Raw genomic sequence first — 18220 nt, forward strand, 5'->3', positions numbered from 1 at the left:
CGGTCGGGCTGCGGCGGACTGCGCCGGTCCCGATATCAGCGACGCGTCGTGCGATCGCCGAAGTGCCATCGCCGCAGCCGCGCTTCAGCCCTCGCAAAACGGTGTCGAGCCACGGCATTTTCCTTGCCTGATCGTGGAATATCAGAAATGTTTAGCAATGATCGGCAGGACCAGTTCGCGCGGCGGAGTTTGAGGGGTGGAATCTGCTGCTCGCTTGCTCCGAATCGGGAACGGCGGAATCGCCGACACCAGTTCAATCGCGGAACCAGAAGCGGTGGCCGCGACGTCGAAAGCCCGATTCTACCCAAACCTGGAAGCGGCGCGCGGTGTAGCGGCGCTGATGGTGGCGTGTTTTCACGCGGGCGGGACCAGCTATCTTTCCGCCGACGGTAGCCACACGTCACTGTTACGGGATCCACATCTGCCGTTTCACTGGGCCGCTTTGCCGGGACAGATACTCGGAAATGGCGTCGGTGCGGTGATCCTGTTTTTCGTGCTCAGCGGCTTCGTGTTGGCGCTGACGCTGGAGCGTAGCGCCGAATCGCTCGGCCAAAGCGCGCTCGGTTTCTTCGGCAGCCGAATTGTCCGGATCTTTCCGGCGGCACTCACCACGCTGGCGCTATTCGTTGCGCTGCATGCAGCGTTTGGGGCGACTCTGCCGATGTCGGGCTCATTCGATCCGCTCAACGTGATGCGTAACGCGCTGCTCCTCAAAACCGACATCAACGGCGTCACTTGGTCTCTGCAGTTCGAACTGCTGGGCGCGCCGCTGATATTCGCTGCGTTCTGGCTGCACCGTCGGTTCGGGGTAGTGCCGCTGGCAGTAATCTTCACCACCCTTCTCGGGCTATCGTTCGCAAGCCAATGGCAAGCGCTGTTCGATCGTCCAAGTACCTTCGCGCCATTGTATTCCTTCGTGGCGGGGATGGCGGCTTATTTTTACGGTCGCGGCCTTGTCGATCGGCTGCAGCGCCCCGGCGTGGCACTCGCGATCGGCCTCGCCTGCTTTGCGATGGCTCGTATCGTTCTCGGCTTCACTTCGGTGTGGAGCGGCGTCGCCGAGACCGTGAGCAGCGCCGCGATCGTGGCGTTGCTGGCATTCGGTCCTTTTCGGGTCATGCCGCGGTTTTACGGCAGGATCTCGTACAGCTTCTATCTGCTGCATGCCTTGACGCTGCCGATCATTTGGAGCCGGCCCGATCTGCTCGGTGCATTGGTCGCCGCCGGGGTCCCCCGCACGGCCATAGCACTGGTGCTGTTGGTCGGCAGCGTTGCCGCCATTACGCCGCTGGCCTGGCTGCAATATCTGGTCGTAGAGGTCGGTTCCGGTCGGCTCTGGCACGCGTTCGAGCGGCGGTTGCGGTTGATATGACGTGCAGCCGACTGTTTTCGGTCGTGCTGCTGTCAGCAATGCCACCCCAGCGGCGTGAGCGCGGCGGCTCGGCGTGGATGACAACAAGTCTTGATGCCATGGTGAGCGCGGAGGGACTCGAACCCTCGACCCCATGATTAAAAGTCACGTGCTCTACCGTCTGAGCTACGCGCTCACGTGACGCGCTGTGTAGGGGGCGGACCGGTCCGGGTCAAGTCCGCGCGGGATCGCAACGTCAACCCTGTGGACGCCGAAACGGCATGGCGCGCCATGGCTTTAATAGCCGGCCTTCGATCGATCCCTGAACTCTCCTGGAGGCGATTAGGCCGTGTCGCGGTGGATTTCCGAGGCCACCGGCTGCGGCGCCGATATCGCTGCCGGCATGGCCTTGGGCAACGCAACCGGCCGCAACCCGATCAATTCGGCGGTGCGCACCCCGGTGTTGGTCCAGAACGCGAAGGAATTGACCCGCGAATTCTCCAGGATCGCAATCGCCACCGCGGCCAGGAACGGTAGGCTCTGCAGCACCAACACCGCGGCGAAGATGTAGATCTCGTGGACTTCCTTATAGGCGTTGGAGGCCACCAGCACCGCGGCGCCGACCAGCAGCAGCACCCCGATCACCGCCTCCCAGAACGCCTGGAATTCCACCGACATCAGCGAGAAGCCGCCCTTCGAGGTGCGGGCGAAGGCCAGATGCTCGGTGATCAGGCCCTGCGCCACCGCGCGCGACACCGTCCATTGCACCGACATCGCCGCGATCATCGCGCCCAGCATCTGCGCGGTTTTCACCGGCACCCTGAGCCGGTACAGCGTCACGAAGTGCAGCAGCGACACCACGAACGAGGCGATGATCGGCAGCGTCAGGATCTTGTCGGGGATCGCGATGTCGGCAAACGCCACGATCGGCACCCAGATCAGATTGAGGATCGCCACCACCACGCCGAGGCTCTCGGCGCCGAGCCAGTTCAGCCAGCCGAGCGCGAATTCGCGCTTCTGATCCGGGCTCAGCCGGCTGGCGCCCGGCAGGAAGCGGCGCCAATGCTTCTTGATGATCTGGAAGCCGCCATAGGCCCAGCGATGGCGCTGCTTCTTGAACGCCTCATAGGTGTCCGGCAAAAGGCCAAAGCCGTAGCGGCGGTTGGTGTAGTGGGTCAGCCAGCCGTGCTCGATGATCTCCAGGCCGAGATCGCTATCCTCGCAGATGGTGTCGCCGGCCCAGCCGCCGGCCATCTCCATCGCGGCGCGGCGGATCAGGCACATCGTGCCGTGCACGATGATAGCGTTGAGTTCGTTGCGCTGAACCATGCCGATGTCGAAGAACCCGGCATATTCGCCGTTCATGATGTAGTGCATCAGCGAGCGGTTGCCGTCGCGATGGTCCTGCGGTGCCTGCACCAGGCCGACCCGCGGATCGTCGAACGCCGGCACCAAGTCCTTCAGCCAGTCCGGCTCGACCATGTAGTCGGCGTCGATGATGCCGATGATCTCGGCGTCGGCGGCGGTGCGCTCCATGGCGATGCGCAGCGCGCCGGCCTTGAAGCCTTCGACTTTTTCGGCGTTGATGAATTTGAAGCGCTCGCCGAGCTCGCGGCAGTGATCCTGGATCGGCTGGGTGAATTCGGGATCCGGGGTGTTGTTGATGATCACCACGCATTCGAAGTTCGGATAGTCCAGCCGGGCCACCGCATCCAGCGTCTGCTTCAACATGTCCGGCGGCTCGAAATAGGCCGGGATATGAATCGACACTTTCGGCAGCTTCGGCGCTTCGGCGGTGGCTTCGCCGGCCTCGCCCGCGACGGCTTCGACAGGGGACGCGACAGCCGGCAGCGCCGCGGCCGGCGGCTTTTTGAGCAGCCGGACCGGCGCCCGGCCAAAGGCGATCGCGGCGATTTCCTCGATCCGCGCCATCGCGATCAGTACCAACGGCACTAGCAGGATCAGGCCGAGCGTCAGTGCCAGCGCCGAGCCGAACACGAAATAATGCCCGGTCCAATAGGCGAACACGGTTGCGACCCAGGCGCCGACGCCGTGCGCCGCCGCCGACAGCGTGAACGACTGCATCGCGCTCGGCGCGTTCAGCCGCAAAATCGGCGTCGACAGCAGGATGCCGATCAACAGCGCGATGCCGGCGAGCTTCCAATAGGCCTGGTCGACCACCGGGCCGCTCCAGGCGAATTTCGGTTCGCGCGCCGCGTTGAGGATGCCCCAGTAAGGACCGACGCCGCCTTCGAAGAACTTCCAGGGCTGATCGATCGCCTCGACGATGTTGTATTCCATGCCGATGGCTTCGGCGCGGTTGACGAAGTTGCGCAACGTCACCGCCTGTTCGAACGGGCCGGGCACCGCATCCTTCAAGTTATAGCCGGCGCTAGGCCAGCCGAATTCGGCGATCACGATGCGCTTGCCGGGAAAGGCGTCGCGCAGCTTCTGATAGATGATCAGCGCCTGGTCGACCGCCTTGGTGTCGGAGAAGCCTTCCCAATAGGGCAGGATGTGCGCGGCGATGAAGTCGACCGAGGACGCCAGTTCCGGGTGATCGAGCCAGATGTTCCAGATCTCGCCGGTGGTCACCGGGACGTTGACCTGGCCCTTGACGCGCTGGATCAGCTTGATGAGGTCTTCAACCTTCTGCTCGCCGCGGTAGATGGTTTCGTTGCCGACCACGATGCCGTTGACGTTGCTGTTGTGCTTGACGAGGTCGATCGCCGACAGCATTTCGCGTTCGTTGCGGTCGACATTCTTGTCGATCCAGGCGCCGACCGTGACCTTGAGGCCGACCTCGCCCGCGATCGGCGGTACCATTTCGACGCCGCCGGTCGAGGAGTACAGCCGGATCGCCCGGCTGATCGGCGCCAGGGTCTTCAGGTCGGCGCGGATTTTCTCCGCATTGGGGATGTTGTCGACGTCAGGATGCGCGGTGCCCTCGAATGGGGCATAGGACACGCTGGGAAGGATGCCCCGGAAATCCGGCGCCTGCTGCTGGTCCCTGAAGATCCCCCAGATGGCAGCATGAGCGGCGGTGACCAAGAGCAGAACGGCGACGACGGCGCGCATCGCGACTCAACCATACGGGGCCAACATGGCAGGGAAACGGACCCGTCCCCGAGGTCCGACCAAGGCTGCGGCAAACCAAGCATAGCTCTGCCACGTCTAGAAACAACTCATATGACGCCGTGGCGATTTGAGGGCGGCGCGGATTGCAACCGTCAAAATATCGCGTCGTTCCGGCGGATCACCTATTTCGCGGCCGGCGGCGCCGGGGTCGCAGCCGGGGCTGCGGCCGGAGCCGGCGCGCTGGCCGCTGCGGCAGCCGCCTGCGGCTGCGCGTTGGGATTGATCCAGCAAGCATGAACCCGGCCGCTCAGGCTGTCCGGGGCTTTCGGGTCGATTGCGCCGAACCGCACCAGGCAGCGGAAGGTGGCCTGCACATGGCCGCCGGGACAGCCGAAGCGGTCGTAGAGGTCGAGGTGGCGGAACGCGGTGTCGAGATCGTCGCGCCACATCAGCCCGACGACGCGGCGGCCGAGCCAGACGCATTCCGGATTGCCGGCCGGGCCGTTGATCGCCTGCGCAGCCTCGACGAACTCATCGGTCTTGCGCTGGCTGTCCTTCAAGGGATCGGCGGGGGCGGGATTGGTGCCATTCGTGGGGGCGGTCTTGCCGGACTGATCCTGGGCGCGCAGATCGCCGCTCTGGGCGATCGCTCCTCCGACCCCGATCAACAGGGCCACTCCAGTGACGGCAAGGCAACGCAGCACGGCGTTCTGAAACTCGATCAGCAGTCCACGCATAAAATCCCCGATTTTTTGCTCTGGCCCGACCGATCAGACGTCGCCGTCCGCTGGTCGTCAATTTGGTCCCGAATACGGCGCAGGCCTCGACGAATTCCCATGACGGACATTTTCGAATTTGTCCAGCAAAGGCGCAATACATCTTCCGGGATGACTGCCGGGTGAACAAAGCCGTTGACCGCTCACGGTTCTGAAGTTCTCGGCGCTGCTGCCGCGAATTCTGCCGAGCCGCGGATTCGGCGCGCCGAGCGAAGTTTCGATTTGCAGCATTCCGGTCTTGGCAGATCGTCGATGACCGGCTAATCGACGGGTCCTCGTGGAGGATGGAACCGATTTCACTTCGCACGCCGCTGGCGCTTCTCCTGGTATCGTTGGGTCTGATCGTCGCAGCGTGGTGGTGGCTGTCCACGCCGGCCGCGCTGGTGCGCGCGCCGATCGACCCATCCGACAAGTTGGAATGCGTTTCATATGCGCCGTTCCGCGGCACCCAGACGCCGCTGATCGCCTCGACGCAGATTTCCCCGGAGCAGATCGCCCAGGACCTCGCGCAACTCGCGACGATCTCGAAATGCGTGCGGACCTATTCGATCCAGAACGGTCTCGATCAGGTGCCGGCGCTGGCGGAAAAGGCCGGGCTCAAGGTCATTCAGGGGATCTGGCTCGGCAGCAACCGCTACAAGAACCTCGCCGAAATCGCCACGGTGGTCGGGTTGACCAAAAAATATCCCGGGGTGATCAGCGCGGTGGTGGTCGGCAACGAGGTGCTGTTGCGCGGCGAGATGACCGCCGCCGACCTCGCCGCGACGATCCGGCTGGTCAAGCCGCAGGTCAAGGTTCCGGTGACCTATGCCGATGTCTGGGAATATTGGCTGCGCAATCGCGAAGTCTATGAAGCGGTGGATTTCGTCACCATCCACATTCTTCCCTATTGGGAGGATTTCCCGGTGCGGGCGAGTTTCGCCGCGGCTCATGTCGATTCGATCCGCAAGCGCATCGGGGTGGCGTTTCCCGGCAAGGAGATCCTGATCGGCGAGACCGGCTGGCCGAGCGCCGGACGGATGCGCGAAGGCGCGCTGCCGTCGCGCACCAATCAGGCGCGGGTGGTCGCGGAAATCCTCGATCTGGCGAAGAAAGAGAAATTCCGCGTCAACCTGATCGAGGCCTACGACCAGCCCTGGAAGCGTCAGCTCGAGGGCACCGTGGGCGGCTTCTGGGGGCTGATCGATGCCGATCACCGCGCGCTGAAATATCCCGCCGGGCAGAGCGTCAACAATTATCCGCTGTGGAAGGTCTATCTCGGCTGCGGGTTGGTGCTGAGCATTCTGGTGTTTGGCGCGGCGATGCTGACGATGCGGCGCCGTCCATGGTCGCCGCGACTGCTGTCGTGGGTTGCTGTCACCGCGTCGGCGACGTCGGCGGGCATTCTGTTCGGCGTCGCCGCCGACAAGATGCTGTATGAGAGCCTCGGCGTCGGCGGCTGGTTGTGCTGGGGGGCGCTGCTTGGCGCAGCGACGTTGGCACCGATTCTGTCGGCCAGTGCGCTGATCTCGGGGCGGGCGCTGCCGACCTTCCTGGAACTGGTCGGCCCGCGCGAGGGCCGCACGCCGTCCTGGCTGGCGCGTGGCCTCGCCGCGGCGTTGCTGATCACCACGCTGATCGCCGCGATGACGGCGCTCGGCTTCCTGTTCGACCCGCGCTACCGCGATTTCCCGTTCGCCGCGCTGACCATGGCGGTGGTGCCGTTCTTCGCCTTGATGCTGCTGAACCGGCCGAAGACCGGCGTCCGCCCGATCGCGGAGGCGGTGTTCGCCGGGGTGTTCGTGGTGACCGCGCTGTATACCGGTTTCAACGAAGGTCCCAACAACTGGCAGTCGCTGTGGACCTGCGCCGGCTACGTCCTGCTCGGTCTTACGCTGTGGCAGGCGCGGGGCGAGCAAACCCCAAAATAAGCAGGCCGATCGCCAGCCCCGACAACCCGATATTGTACAGCACGATGCCGAAGCCGGCGGCGACCAGACCCGCGGTCAACAGCACGATCGAGGGCCGGATCACGTGCAGCACCGCGATCACCAGGGCGGCGATCCCGAACACCGAATTGCGGAACAGATAGGTCATCAGGATCCGGGTCTTGCACAGCATGGTCGGCAAGCCGGCGTCGCAGGCCAGCGCCACGGTGGACATCTCGATCGCCAGATAGCGGAGATACAGCGCATAGCCGATGGTGAGAAAGCCCACGATCAGCAGCCACTGCACCTGATACGGGGTGAGCCGGAACGGTTGTTTTTTCATTCGGCGATTATGCTGCGGTTCGCGCCTCAGGACAACCCGATGCGGGCTTGGCCGACCTTGTGAGGATCTTTAGCAGTTCGTCGCAGCGTCAGCGGACGCCGAGCAAGGTCAGCAGCGGCGACGGCGGTGGCGGTGGCGGCGTGACCGCCGGCGGCGGTTCGGGGTCCGCCATCGGCAGCCGGGCGCTGGTGCGCTTGCGGCTCGGCCGTGCCGCGGCGGGGGGCGGCGCCGGCGGCGCGGTGCCGGCGGACAGCCGCTGGCCGTCATAGGTCGCAGTCTCGCAATAGCGGTCGGCGGCGGCGAGTCCGGCGCACAGCTTGGCGGCGGTGGAGGCGTCGCCGATCGGTCCGGCGATCAGCCGCAACTGCATGCCGGCGCCGGAGCTGCGCTCCTTCACCACCAGCAGCGGCCGCAGCGCCGTCAACGAGGCGTTGGATTTGAGCAGCCGCTGCCACAGGATCCGCAGCCCTTCGACGGAATTGGCGCCGCCGAGGTCGACGCCGAATTCGGTGCGCCGGGTCGCGACCGCGGTGTCGGATTCGTTCGGTTCGGCATCGACGGCGGCGACCACCGGCGGCGCGGCCGCGGGTGGCGCCGCCGCAGCCGGCGCGGCGGCAGGCTCAATCAGTTTTGCGGCTGAAGGCTCCGGCGGACCCAGCATCGACTTTGCGGACACCAGTGGGGCCGGCGGCTTTGCCGTCACCGGCTGCAGCTCGGTGATGCGTCGGCTCGGGGCGACGTCGACGGCGGCGGGCGGGGCAGCGCTGGTCGGCGCCGGGTTCGCCGGAGCCGGAGGGGGAGCCGGCGTCGGCGGGGAAGCGACCGGGATCAGCGAGGCTGCCTGGGCGGCACGGACCGCCGGCTGCTCGCGCGGCGCTGGCGGCTCCGCGGGCTCTGCCGCGGTGGCCGCGGGCGGCGGCGCCTTGGGGGGCATCGGGGCCGGAGCTGAGGTTGGGGTCGGCGCGGCCGCGGCTTGCGGCGCCGGGCGCGACTCCGCGGGGGCCGCAGCGGGCGAGGCGGGGGCGCTGACGACCTGACGTTTGATCGAGCCGGTCACCGATTCGACGTTCTGCTCCAGCATGGTGACCCGCGAATACAGCCGGTCGCGGTCGCTGTTCAGGGTGTCGATCGCCGAGGCCAGCCGGTTGGTCTCGATCTGCGCCTCCTTGGCGATTCGCTGGATCTGCTGTGACTGCCGCGCCAGATCGGCGGCCGCGGCCTGTTCCTGCCGCACCTGGATCGAGGACTGGCTGACCAGGATCGCGAGCACCAGCGCGCCGATCGAACCGACCGCCCACGAGCCCAGCCGCCACAGCGCGCGGCGGTCCAAATCCTCCTCCTCGGCCAAAAGGCCCATCAGGCCGCCGTCCGATTCGGTGTTCAGACTGTCCGCCAGCTCGTCGCGATTTCTTGCCATACGCTGTCTGCTGCCCCCCGCAGCCACGCGAATCATGCGCCCAACTTTATCAGGGAAAGCTGGGCTGAACCTCGCTCGTACGACACCGCGGTCGCCGCTGTTTCCAGCCCGGTGAAAAACCCATATGAACGCCGCAGAACCGCAGCCTGCCACGGGATCACCCATCGAATGTCGCGTCGAACCAGCCTGACCATCGTCCTCGCCGCGGGCGAGGGAACGCGGATGCGTTCCGCCACGCCCAAGGTGCTGCATCAGGTCGCCGGTGAAGCCTTGCTCGCCCATGTCTTGAAGGCCGCGCCGAATGGCGACGGCGCCTCGCTCGCCGTGGTGGTCGGCCCGGACCACGCCGCGGTGTCCGATGAGGCCAAGCGGGTGCGCCCGGACGCCGCGACCTTCGTGCAACGACAGCGCCTCGGCACCGCGCACGCCGTGTTGGCGGCGCGCGACGCGATCGCCGGCGGCGCCGACGATCTGCTGATCGCGTTCGGCGACACCCCGCTGATTTCCGCGGCGACCTTCGAGCGGCTGCGGCAGCCATTGCGCGACGGCGCGACGCTAGCGGTGCTCGGGTTTCGACCCGCCGATCCGACCGGCTACGGCCGGCTGCTGGTCGAGGACGGCCGGCTAGCGGCGATCCGCGAGCAGGCCGACGCCAGCTCCGCGGAGCGCGCGATCGGCCTGTGCAATGCCGGGGTGATGGCGTTCGACGGTCGCAGAGTGCTCGCCATCCTCGACAAGATCGGCAACGCCAACAGCAAGGGCGAATTTTATCTCACCGATGCGGTCGCGATCGTGCGCGACCTGGGACTGGAGGCGATTGTGATCGAGACCGGCGAGGACGAAGTCCGCGGCATCAACACCAAGGCGCAACTCGCCGAGGCCGAGGCGGTGATGCAGGCGAGGCTGCGCCGTGCGGCGCTCGACGCCGGGGTGACGATGATCGCGCCGGACACGGTGTTTCTCGCCGCCGACACCACCTTCGGCAACGACGTCACCATCGAACCCTTCGTGGTGATCGGGCCCGGCGTCAGCATCGCCGACGGCGCGGTGATCCATGCGTTTTCGCATCTTTCGCAGGCCACGATCGGCAAGAACGCCTCGGTCGGCCCCTACGCCCGGCTGCGGCCCGGCACCGCGCTCGGCGAGGGCGCGCGGATCGGCAATTTCGTCGAGACCAAGGCGGCGATCATCGACGCCGGCGCCAAGGTCAACCATCTGACCTATATCGGCGACGCCCATATCGGCGCGGCCGCCAATATCGGCGCCGGCACCATCACCTGCAATTACGATGGTTTCGGCAAGCACAAGACCGAGATCGGCGCCGGCGCGTTCGTCGGCTCGAACTCCTCGCTGGTGGCGCCGGTGACGATCGGGGCGGGGGCCTATATCGGCTCCGGATCGGTGATCAGCCGCGATGTTCCCAGCGATGCGCTCGCTGTGGCGCGGGGTCAGCAATCGATCAGGGACGGCTGGGCGAAACGGTTTCGCGAGGCGAAAACCCGCGGCAAGACCAAAACCGCCAAGTAGTAGCGGACCGCTCGGACGGCAAATTTACCCTAACGATTAACGTTGTCTTACTTCGCAATGATTATTGATTAGCTTCGCTTTCGCAGAAGCTCGTAAAGACCAATTTGGGCGTCTGCCTCTGTCAACGTGGAGTGATTGAACCGCATGTGCGGCATTGTCGGCATTCTGGGAAATGGTCCGGTCGCGGATCAACTGGTCGATTCGCTGAAGCGTCTTGAGTATCGCGGCTATGATTCCGCGGGCGTCGCGACGCTGGAGGGATCGCAACTGGTGCGCCGCCGCGCCGAAGGCAAATTGCGCAATCTGGAAAAGCTGCTGAAGAGCTCGCCGCTGCAGGGCCATCTCGGCATCGGCCACACCCGCTGGGCGACCCACGGCAAGCCGACCGAATCCAACGCCCATCCGCACGCCACCGCGCGCGTCGCCGTGGTCCATAACGGCATCATCGAGAATTTCCGCGAGTTGCGGCAGCGGCTGGAGAAAGAGGGCGCGAGCTTCAGCAGCGAAACCGACACCGAGGTGGTCGCGCATCTGGTCAACTCCTATCTCGCCGCCGGCGCCTCGCCGGAAGACGCCGTGCGGCAGGCGTTGCCGCAACTGCGCGGCGCCTTCGCGCTGGCCTTCATCTTCAGCGGTCACGACAACCTGATGATCGGCGCCCGCAAGGGCTCGCCGCTGGCGATCGGCTATGGCGACGGCGAGATGTATCTGGGGTCGGATGCGATCGCGCTGGCGCCGTTCACCGACACCATCAGCTATCTCGAGGACGGCGATTGGGTGGTGCTGACCCGCAGCAGCGCCGTGGTGCGCGACGAGTTGGGCATCGTCACCGGCCGCGACACTTTGAAATCCGGCGCCTCCTCGCTGGTGGTCGACAAGGCCAACTACCGGCACTTCATGGCCAAGGAAATCCACGAACAGCCGGAAGTGGTCGGCCATACGCTGGCCCGCTACGTCGACATGGCCAATGACCGCACCGCGTTGCCGGTGACGCTGCCGTTCGATTTCAAGGACATTCAGCGGATCTCGATCACCGCCTGCGGCACCGCGAGCTACGCCGGCTTCATCGCCAAATACTGGTTCGAACGCTTCGCCCGGGTGCCGGTGGAGGTCGACGTCGCCTCCGAGTTCCGCTACCGCGAGGCGCCGTTGCGCAAGGGCGATCTGGCGATCTTCATCTCGCAGTCCGGCGAGACCGCGGACACGCTGGCGGCGCTGCGCTACGCCAAATCGCAGGGCTTGCATACGCTGTCGGTGGTCAACGTGCCGACCTCGACCATCGCCCGCGACAGCGAGGTGGTGCTGCCGACGCTGGCCGGCCCGGAGATCGGCGTCGCCTCGACCAAGGCCTTCACCTGCCAGCTGATGGTGCTGGCGGCGCTGGCGGTGGCCGCCGGCAAGGCGCGCGGCGAATTGTCCGACGATGACGAGGCGAGGCTGGTGCGTGGCCTGGTGGAGATCCCGCGGCTGATGGCGGCGGCGCTCGGCACCGAGCCGCAGATCGAGAAACTGGCGCGCGACATCGCCAAGCGGCAGGACGTGCTCTATCTCGGCCGCGGCACCAGCTATCCGCTGGCGCTGGAGGGCGCGCTGAAGCTGAAGGAAATTTCCTACATCCACGCCGAAGGCTATGCCGCCGGCGAGCTCAAGCACGGCCCGATTGCGCTGATCGACGAGAATATGCCGGTGGTGGTGATCGCGCCGTTTGACCGGGTGTTCGAAAAGACGGTGTCGAACATGCAGGAAGTGGCGGCGCGCGGCGGCAACATCATTCTGATGACCGACGCCAAGGGCGCGGCGGAGGCCACCATCCAATCGCTGGTCACCATCGTGCTGCCGGACATGGCGGCGGCGTTTACGCCGATGATCTATGCGATTCCGGTGCAGCTCCTGGCCTACCACACCGCCGTGATCATGGGCACCGACGTCGATCAGCCGCGAAACCTGGCGAAGTCGGTGACCGTGGAATAGACAAACCGTCGCAGGCGGCCGCCGATGGTTTCCGCCGGCGCCGCGGTCCTGTGGAAACAATCAAATCATTCCAGCGGGTTATGGTGGGCGTGGGCGGCAAACCTTATCCCCATGAGATGCCGCGGCGGGTGTGGGAGATGCAACAGTCTGCGCGATAGATTGCGCGAGGGTCTGCTAGAATGCCGGCAAGCCGCGTCGGCTCGAACGGCGTTGACGATTCGTGGTCCAGCCACGATGTTCTTTTAAATGACCTGGATCCATGATGACCCGTAACGACCAAGCCCCGACCGAAAGCCCGCTCGAGCTTCCGCACGATCCGCCGCGCGGCTTCATGGCGCGGATCCGAAACTATTTCCTCACCGGGCTGATCGTCGCCGGCCCGATCGCGATCACGTTTTATCTGACCTGGTCGTTCGTGACCTGGGTCGATGCCTTCGTGCGGCCGTTCGTGCCGGCGGATTATCGCCCGGAAACCTACATCCAGCATTATCTGCCGTTCGGCGTGCCGGGCTCCGGCCTGATCGTGGCCTTCGTCGCGTTGACGCTGCTTGGCTTTCTCACCGCCAATCTGATCGGCCGCACTTTGGTCGATCTCGGCGAGCGGCTACTCGGCCGGATGCCGGTGGTGCGGGCGATCTATCGCGGCTTGAAACAGGTGTTCGAGACGCTGTTCTCCGCCACCGGCTCGAGCTTTCGCAAAGTCGGGCTGGTCGAATTTCCGGCGCCGGGGATGTGGTCCTTGGTGCTGATCTCGCAGCCGCCGAGCGACGAGATCGCCACCAAGCTGCCCGGCCAGGACGAGCACATGTCGGTGTTTCTGCCCTGCGCGCCGAACCCGACCACCGGCTTCTTCTTCTACGTGCCGAAGAGCAAGGTGATCGAGGTCGACATGACCGCGGAGGCCGCGGCGACGCTGATCATGTCGGCGGGCGTGGTGCAGCCCGGCTCCGACCCGCAGAAGAAGATCGCCGCACTGGCCGGCACGGTGATGGCGGCGCGCACCGTCAGCGACGCGCCTGAGTCCGCATTCTCGCGCCGCCCGGCCAAGGTCGATTAGAAGAAGTGATTTGAGTCATTCCGGGGTGCGCGCAGCGAAGCTGCGAGCGAACCCGGAATCCCGCTCCACGCTCCGCATGCCGCAAGATTCCGGATTCGCTCGGCCTATCAGCCTCGCGCCTCGGAATGACAACGATCACCCGGCGCCGATCAGCGGCAGGGCTTCGTCGCGTTCGAACAGATAGAGCAGGCAGCGCAGCGCGTCGCCGCGCTCGCCCTTGAGCTTCGGATTGTCCTTGAGGATCTGCAGCGCCTCGTCGCGGGCCTGCGAAATCAGTTGCGCGTGCACCTCCGGCCGCGCGATGCGATAGCCGGGCAGGCCGCTTTGCCTGGTGCCGAGCACGTCGCCTTCGCCGCGCAGCTTGAGATCTTCCTCGGCGATGCGGAAGCCGTCGGTGGTTTCGCGGATCACCCGCAAGCGTGCCGCTGACATTTCGCCGAGCGGGTCCTTGTACAGCAACAGGCAGGTCGAGGATTCCGAGCCGCGGCCGATCCGGCCACGCAGCTGATGCAGTTGCGCGAGGCCAAAGCGCTCGGCGTTCTCGATCACCATGATGGTGGCGTCGGGCACGTCGACGCCGACCTCGACCACGGTGGTCGCGACCAACAGGCCGATCTCGTGGCCGGCGAATTGCGCCATCACCCGGTCCTTGTCGGGCCCGCGCATCTTGCCGTGCACCAGCCCGACGCGGTCGCCATAGCGGAATTTCAGGCTCTCGAAGCGCTGCTCGGCGTCGGTGAGATTCACCGTCTCGGATTCTTCGACCAGCGGGCAGATCCAGTACACCAGCTTGCCGGCCGAAAGCGCCCGGCCGACCGCGTCCATCACCTCGTTGAGCCGGCTATTCGGCACCGCGCGGGTGTCGATCGGCTGCCGGCCGGCCGGCTTCTCGCGCAGTTCAGAGAGGTCCATGTCGCCGAAATAACTCAGCACCAAAGTGCGCGGGATCGGCGTGGCGCTCAGCACCAGCACGTCGACGGCATCGCCCTTCGAGGTCAGCGCCAGACGTTCGCGCACGCCGAAGCGATGCTGCTCGTCGACCACCGCCAACGCCAGATCGTTGAACACCACGTCGTCCTGGATCAGCGCGTGGGTGCCGACCAGACAATGGATCTCGCCGGTGGCGAGCCCGGCCAGAATCTCGCGGCGCTCCTTGCCCTTTTCGCGTCCGGTCAGAATCGCGACGCGCAGGCCGGCATGTGCCGCGAGCGGCGCGACGGTCTTGAAATGCTGCCGCGCCAGGATTTCGGTCGGCGCCATCAAGGCCGCCTGCTTGCCGACTTCGGCGACGGCCGCGGCGGCGAGCAGCGCCACCACGGTCTTGCCGGAGCCGACGTCGCCCTGCAACAGCCGCAGCATCCGCACCGGCTGGCGCAGATCCTCGGCGATCGCAGCAGCCGCGGCCTGCTGCGACGCCGTCAGCGCGTAGGGCAGCGCGTCGATGATCTTGGCCCGCAACGCGCCGTCGCCGGCGTTGCGTGTGCCGGCCGGCCGGCGCAACTGCGCGCGCACCAGCGCCAGCGCCAATTGCCCGGCGAGCAGTTCGTCATAGGCGAGCCGCGACCAGAACGGACCGTTTGGCAAGATGTCATTGAGCTCAACCGGGCGATGCACCCGCTCCAGCGCCTCGGCGAACGGCGGAAAGCCGCAGCGCCGCAGCACCTCGGGCGCGGTCCATTCCGGCAGCGTCGGCAGCTTCAGCAGCGCCTGCGCGATGGCGCGGCGCAATGAACCGACCGCCAGACCCTCGGTGAGCGGATACACCGGATCGATGCCGGAGAGCAAAGCGAGGCCCGCTTCATCGACCACGCGGTCGGGATGCACGATCTGCAGCGTGCCGTCGAACATCTGCGCGGTGCCGGAAACGTAGCGCTTCTGCCCGACCGGCAGCAGCTTTTCGACATAGTCCGGCTTGGCGCGGAAATAGGTCAGCACCACGTCGCCGGTGTCGTCGCTGGCATAGACGAGATGCGGCGCGCGGGAGCGGCCGCCCGGCGCCGGACGATGCCGGTCGATGGTGACTTCCAGCGTGACCATGGAGCCCGGAACGGCGTCGCGGATCTTCGGCCGCGCCCGGCGATCGATCACGCTGACCGGCAGATGCAGCAACAGATCCACCAGCCGCGGCGTCTCGCTGCGGTCGAGCAGATAGCGGAACAACTTATCCTGCTTCGGCCCGACGCCGGGCAGGCTGGTGACCGGCGCGAATAACGGATTGAGCAGCGGAGGGCGCATCGAACGACTCTGGGCACATGGCGTTGCCTGCAATCGGTGACGATTGGATGCATTTTGCGCCGAATGCAATGCGCGATCAGAGGCTGACAGCGCCGCCGCCGCCCGCTATAGCAGGCGCGCCCGGCACGTCCGGGCTTTCGGCGTTCAGACAGGTTTGACAATGACAGGAACGACACGAACCAGCGGCGATCTCGACGTCCGCCGCAAGCGGCTTTTGTTCCAATGCTGGCACCGCGGCACACGAGAGATGGATCTGATCCTCGGCCAGTTCGCAGACGCCGAAATCGGCAGTTTGACCGATCACGAAGTCGACGAGCTGGAGCGGTTGATCGAGCTTACCGATCACGATCTCTACGCCGCGGTGACCGGCGAGGCTGCGCTGCCGGCGCCGTTCCGGGGCGGGCTGTTCGAGCGCGTCAAGACCTACGGCAACATGGACCGCGACGCATGAAATCACCGACCCGCTCGCCAGCGGAACTGCTTGCCCCCGGACAGGCGCTGACGTTTGCCAACGTCGCCGAGAGCGCCGAGGGGCTGATCGTCTCGGATCTGGCGCGCGCGGTGGCGGCGCGGCCGAAGCCGCCGGTGGTGTCGCTGGCGGTGATCTGCCGCGACGGCCCGCGGATGCAGCAACTGGCGCGGTCGCTGGAGTTCTTCGCGCCGGATCTGGCGGTGATGCAATTCCCGGCCTGGGATTGTCAGCCCTACGACCGGGTGTCGCCGCATGGCGGCATCTTGGCGCAACGGCTGACCACGCTGGCCCGGCTGTCGCGGTTGAAGGGCAGCGAGAAGCCCTTGATCGTGCTGACCACGGTCAACGCCATCGTGCAGCGGGTGCCGGCGCGCGTAGTGATCGCGGCGCAGGCCTTGTCGGTGGCGCCGGGCCATGCGGTGCCGATGGATTCCATCGTCGCCTGGCTCGAACACAACGGCTACAGCCGTTCCTCCACGGTGCGCGAGCCCGGCGAATATGCGGTGCGCGGCGGCATCCTCGATCTGTTTCCCGCCGGCCTCGACCAGCCGGTGCGGTTCGACTTCTTCGGCGATACGCTGGAATCGATCCGCACCTTCGACGCCGAGACCCAGCGCACGCTGCTCGACATGCGCGCGCTCGACCTGGTGCCGATCTCGGAATTCCAGCTCGTCACCGACACCATCCGCAAGTTCCGGATGGGCTATGTCGCCGAATTCGGCGCGCCGTTGCGGGACGACCAGCTCTATGAAGCGGTCAGCGAAGGCCGCCGCTATCCCGGCATGGAGCACTGGCTGCCCTTGTTCCAGGAGCGGATGGACACGCTGTTCGACTATCTCGACCGCACCCCGATAGCGATCGAACCCCAAGGCGAAGACGCCGCGCGCGAACGCTTCAAGCAGATCGGCGATTACTATCTGGCCCGCCGCGAGGCCCGCGACATCCCGGGCGGCGGCGCGATCTACAATCCGCTGCCGCCGGACCGGCTGTATCTGGTCGAGCACGAATGGGAGAAGCGACTGCAGGGCGCGGCCTTGGCGCGGCTGACGCCGTTCGCGGTGCCGGCCGACGACGGCCACGTCATCGATGCCGCAGCAAGGGCCGGCCGCAACTTCGCGCCGGAGCGCGCCGATACCGCGGTCAACGTGTTCGAGGCCGTGGTCGCGCATGTGCTGGCGCTGCAGGGCCAGCGCAAGAAGGTGGTGGTGGCGCTGTGGAGCGAAGGCTCGCGCGACCGCATGGCGAGCATGCTGAAGGACCACAAGCTGCTCAATCTCACATCGGTCAATTCCTGGCGCACCGTGCAGGCGACGCCGCGCAACGAGGCGATGCTGGCGGTGGTCGGCATGGAAGCCGGCTTCGAGACCGACCATGTCGCGGTGATCAGCGAACAGGACATTCTCGGCGACCGCTTGGTGCGGCCGCGCAAGGCCAGCCGCAAGCTCGACAATTTCATCTCCGAAGTCACCAGTCTCTCGGCCGGCGACCTCGTGGTGCATGTCGAGCACGGCATCGGCCGCTTCGTTGGGCTGCAGACGCTGGAGGTCGGCGGCGCGCCGCATGACTGCCTGGAGCTGCACTACGCCGCCGATACCAAGCTGTTCCTGCCGGTCGAAAACATCGAGCTGTTGTCGCGCTACGGCTCCGACCACGCCAATGTCGAGTTGGATCGACTCGGCGGCTCCGGCTGGCAGGCGCGCAAGGCCAAGCTGAAGAACCGGATCCGCGAGATCGCCGGCGAGCTAATCAAGATCGTCGCCGAGCGGCATCTGCGCGAGGCGCCGAAGACGGTGATCCAGCCGCATCTTTATGACGAGTTCTGCGCGCGCTTCCCCTATGAGGAGACCTAGGACCAGCAGTCCGCGATCAATGCCGCGCTCGGCGACCTCGAAAGCGGCCGGCCAATGGACCGCCTGATCTGCGGCGACGTCGGCTTCGGCAAGACCGAGGTGGCGCTGCGCGCGACCTTCGCGGTCGCCTTGGAAGGCAAGCAAGTCGCTGTCGTGGTGCCGACCACGCTGTTGGCGCGCCAGCACGCCAAGAATTTTACCGAACGCTTCAAGGGCTTTCCGGTCAACGTCGCGCA

11 protein-coding genes, 1 tRNA gene and 1 pseudogene are annotated in these 18220 nt (G+C 66.0%); 7 read left to right on the forward strand and 6 right to left on the reverse strand.

Annotated features, from left to right (window positions below; translation table 11 throughout):
• Nucleotides 1-196 precede the first annotated feature (196 nt).
• On the forward strand, nt 197-1372 hold the full coding sequence (locus tag VGC77_RS17930) for an acyltransferase (RefSeq protein ID WP_331172923.1): 1176 nt from the start codon (nt 197-199) through the stop codon (nt 1370-1372).
• Nucleotides 1373-1471: 99 nt separating this feature from the next.
• Here the strand turns inward: VGC77_RS17930 and VGC77_RS17935 are convergent.
• The 3 genes from VGC77_RS17935 to VGC77_RS17945 all read right to left on the reverse strand — a co-directional run bounded on the left by VGC77_RS17935 (nt 1472) and on the right by VGC77_RS17945 (nt 5166).
• Nucleotides 1472-1547, reverse strand: a tRNA-Lys gene (locus VGC77_RS17935).
• Between the two features lie 146 nt (nt 1548-1693).
• Nucleotides 1694-4429, reverse strand: coding sequence for a glycosyltransferase (locus VGC77_RS17940; RefSeq protein WP_331172924.1), 2736 nt, complete (start codon nt 4427-4429; stop codon nt 1694-1696).
• Between the two features lie 182 nt (nt 4430-4611).
• The gene (locus VGC77_RS17945) at nt 4612-5166 is read right to left on the reverse strand and encodes a beta-1-3, beta-1-6-glucan biosynthesis protein (protein WP_331172925.1); all 555 of its coding nucleotides are present in this window, start codon (nt 5164-5166) and stop codon (nt 4612-4614) included.
• Between the two features lie 323 nt (nt 5167-5489).
• Between VGC77_RS17945 and VGC77_RS17950 the strand changes: the two genes are divergently transcribed.
• Nucleotides 5490-7115, forward strand: coding sequence for a beta-(1-6) glucans synthase (locus VGC77_RS17950; RefSeq protein ID WP_331172926.1), 1626 nt, complete (start codon nt 5490-5492; stop codon nt 7113-7115).
• Here VGC77_RS17950 and VGC77_RS17955 read toward each other — a convergent pair.
• Together VGC77_RS17955 and VGC77_RS17960 are read right to left on the reverse strand one after the other, a co-directional pair.
• Nucleotides 7075-7455, reverse strand: coding sequence for a hypothetical protein (locus VGC77_RS17955; RefSeq protein WP_331172927.1), 381 nt, complete (start codon nt 7453-7455; stop codon nt 7075-7077). The genes VGC77_RS17950 and VGC77_RS17955 overlap by 41 nt on opposite strands.
• 88 nt (nt 7456-7543) lie before the next feature.
• Nucleotides 7544-8872: a hypothetical protein gene (locus tag VGC77_RS17960; protein ID WP_331172928.1), complete on the reverse strand. Its 1329-nt coding sequence runs from the start codon at nt 8870-8872 to the stop codon at nt 7544-7546.
• Nucleotides 8873-9040: 168 nt separating this feature from the next.
• On the opposite strand from VGC77_RS17960, the gene glmU reads away from it, so the two are divergent.
• The 3 genes from glmU (at nt 9041) to VGC77_RS17975 (ending at nt 13427) form a co-directional block, all read left to right on the forward strand.
• Nucleotides 9041-10399 carry a bifunctional UDP-N-acetylglucosamine diphosphorylase/glucosamine-1-phosphate N-acetyltransferase GlmU gene (gene glmU, locus VGC77_RS17965; protein WP_331172929.1) on the forward strand — a complete coding sequence of 453 codons (1359 nt, stop codon included), beginning with the start codon at nt 9041-9043 and terminating at the stop codon, nt 10397-10399.
• 144 nt (nt 10400-10543) lie between these two features.
• Entirely contained in the window at nt 10544-12370 is a 1827-nt protein-coding gene (glmS, locus tag VGC77_RS17970; RefSeq protein WP_331172930.1) for a glutamine--fructose-6-phosphate transaminase (isomerizing), read from the forward strand.
• Between the two features lie 259 nt (nt 12371-12629).
• Nucleotides 12630-13427 (forward strand): DUF502 domain-containing protein, encoded by a 798-nt coding sequence (locus VGC77_RS17975; protein ID WP_331172931.1) that lies wholly within the window; start codon nt 12630-12632, stop codon nt 13425-13427.
• Between the two features lie 135 nt (nt 13428-13562).
• Here the strand turns inward: VGC77_RS17975 and recG are convergent, their stop codons facing one another.
• Complete coding sequence (recG, locus tag VGC77_RS17980) at nt 13563-15695, reverse strand: ATP-dependent DNA helicase RecG (RefSeq protein WP_331172932.1); 2133 nt, start codon at nt 15693-15695, stop codon at nt 13563-13565.
• A gap of 127 nt (nt 15696-15822) precedes the next feature.
• On the opposite strand from recG, the gene VGC77_RS17985 reads away from it, so the two are divergent.
• Both VGC77_RS17985 and VGC77_RS17990 read left to right on the forward strand, forming a co-directional pair.
• Complete coding sequence (locus tag VGC77_RS17985) at nt 15823-16113, forward strand: succinate dehydrogenase assembly factor 2 (protein ID WP_331172933.1); 291 nt, start codon at nt 15823-15825, stop codon at nt 16111-16113.
• Nucleotides 16110-18220: pseudogene (locus tag VGC77_RS17990) on the forward strand (CarD family transcriptional regulator); the annotation flags it as partial. The gene VGC77_RS17985 and the pseudogene VGC77_RS17990, both read left to right, overlap by 4 nt.

It is taken from the genome of Rhodopseudomonas sp., from assembly GCF_036404135.1.
In the GTDB taxonomy this organism is placed as follows: domain Bacteria; phylum Pseudomonadota; class Alphaproteobacteria; order Rhizobiales; family Xanthobacteraceae; genus Rhodopseudomonas_A.

Excerpts from the sequence above, each read along its gene's own strand:
- VGC77_RS17940 (WP_331172924.1), bottom strand. The coding sequence starts at position 4,429 with ATGCGCGCCGTCGTCGCCGTTCTGCTCTTGGTCACCGCCGCTCATGCT.
- VGC77_RS17945 (WP_331172925.1), bottom strand. The coding sequence starts at position 5,166 with ATGCGTGGACTGCTGATCGAGTTTCAGAACGCCGTGCTGCGTTGCCTT.
- VGC77_RS17950 (WP_331172926.1), top strand. The coding sequence starts at position 5,490 with ATGGAACCGATTTCACTTCGCACGCCGCTGGCGCTTCTCCTGGTATCG.
- VGC77_RS17955 (WP_331172927.1), bottom strand. The coding sequence starts at position 7,455 with ATGAAAAAACAACCGTTCCGGCTCACCCCGTATCAGGTGCAGTGGCTG.
- VGC77_RS17960 (WP_331172928.1), bottom strand. The coding sequence starts at position 8,872 with ATGGCAAGAAATCGCGACGAGCTGGCGGACAGTCTGAACACCGAATCG.
- glmU (WP_331172929.1), top strand. The coding sequence starts at position 9,041 with ATGTCGCGTCGAACCAGCCTGACCATCGTCCTCGCCGCGGGCGAGGGA.
- glmS (WP_331172930.1), top strand. The coding sequence starts at position 10,544 with ATGTGCGGCATTGTCGGCATTCTGGGAAATGGTCCGGTCGCGGATCAA.
- VGC77_RS17975 (WP_331172931.1), top strand. The coding sequence starts at position 12,630 with ATGATGACCCGTAACGACCAAGCCCCGACCGAAAGCCCGCTCGAGCTT.
- VGC77_RS17985 (WP_331172933.1), top strand. The coding sequence starts at position 15,823 with ATGACAGGAACGACACGAACCAGCGGCGATCTCGACGTCCGCCGCAAG.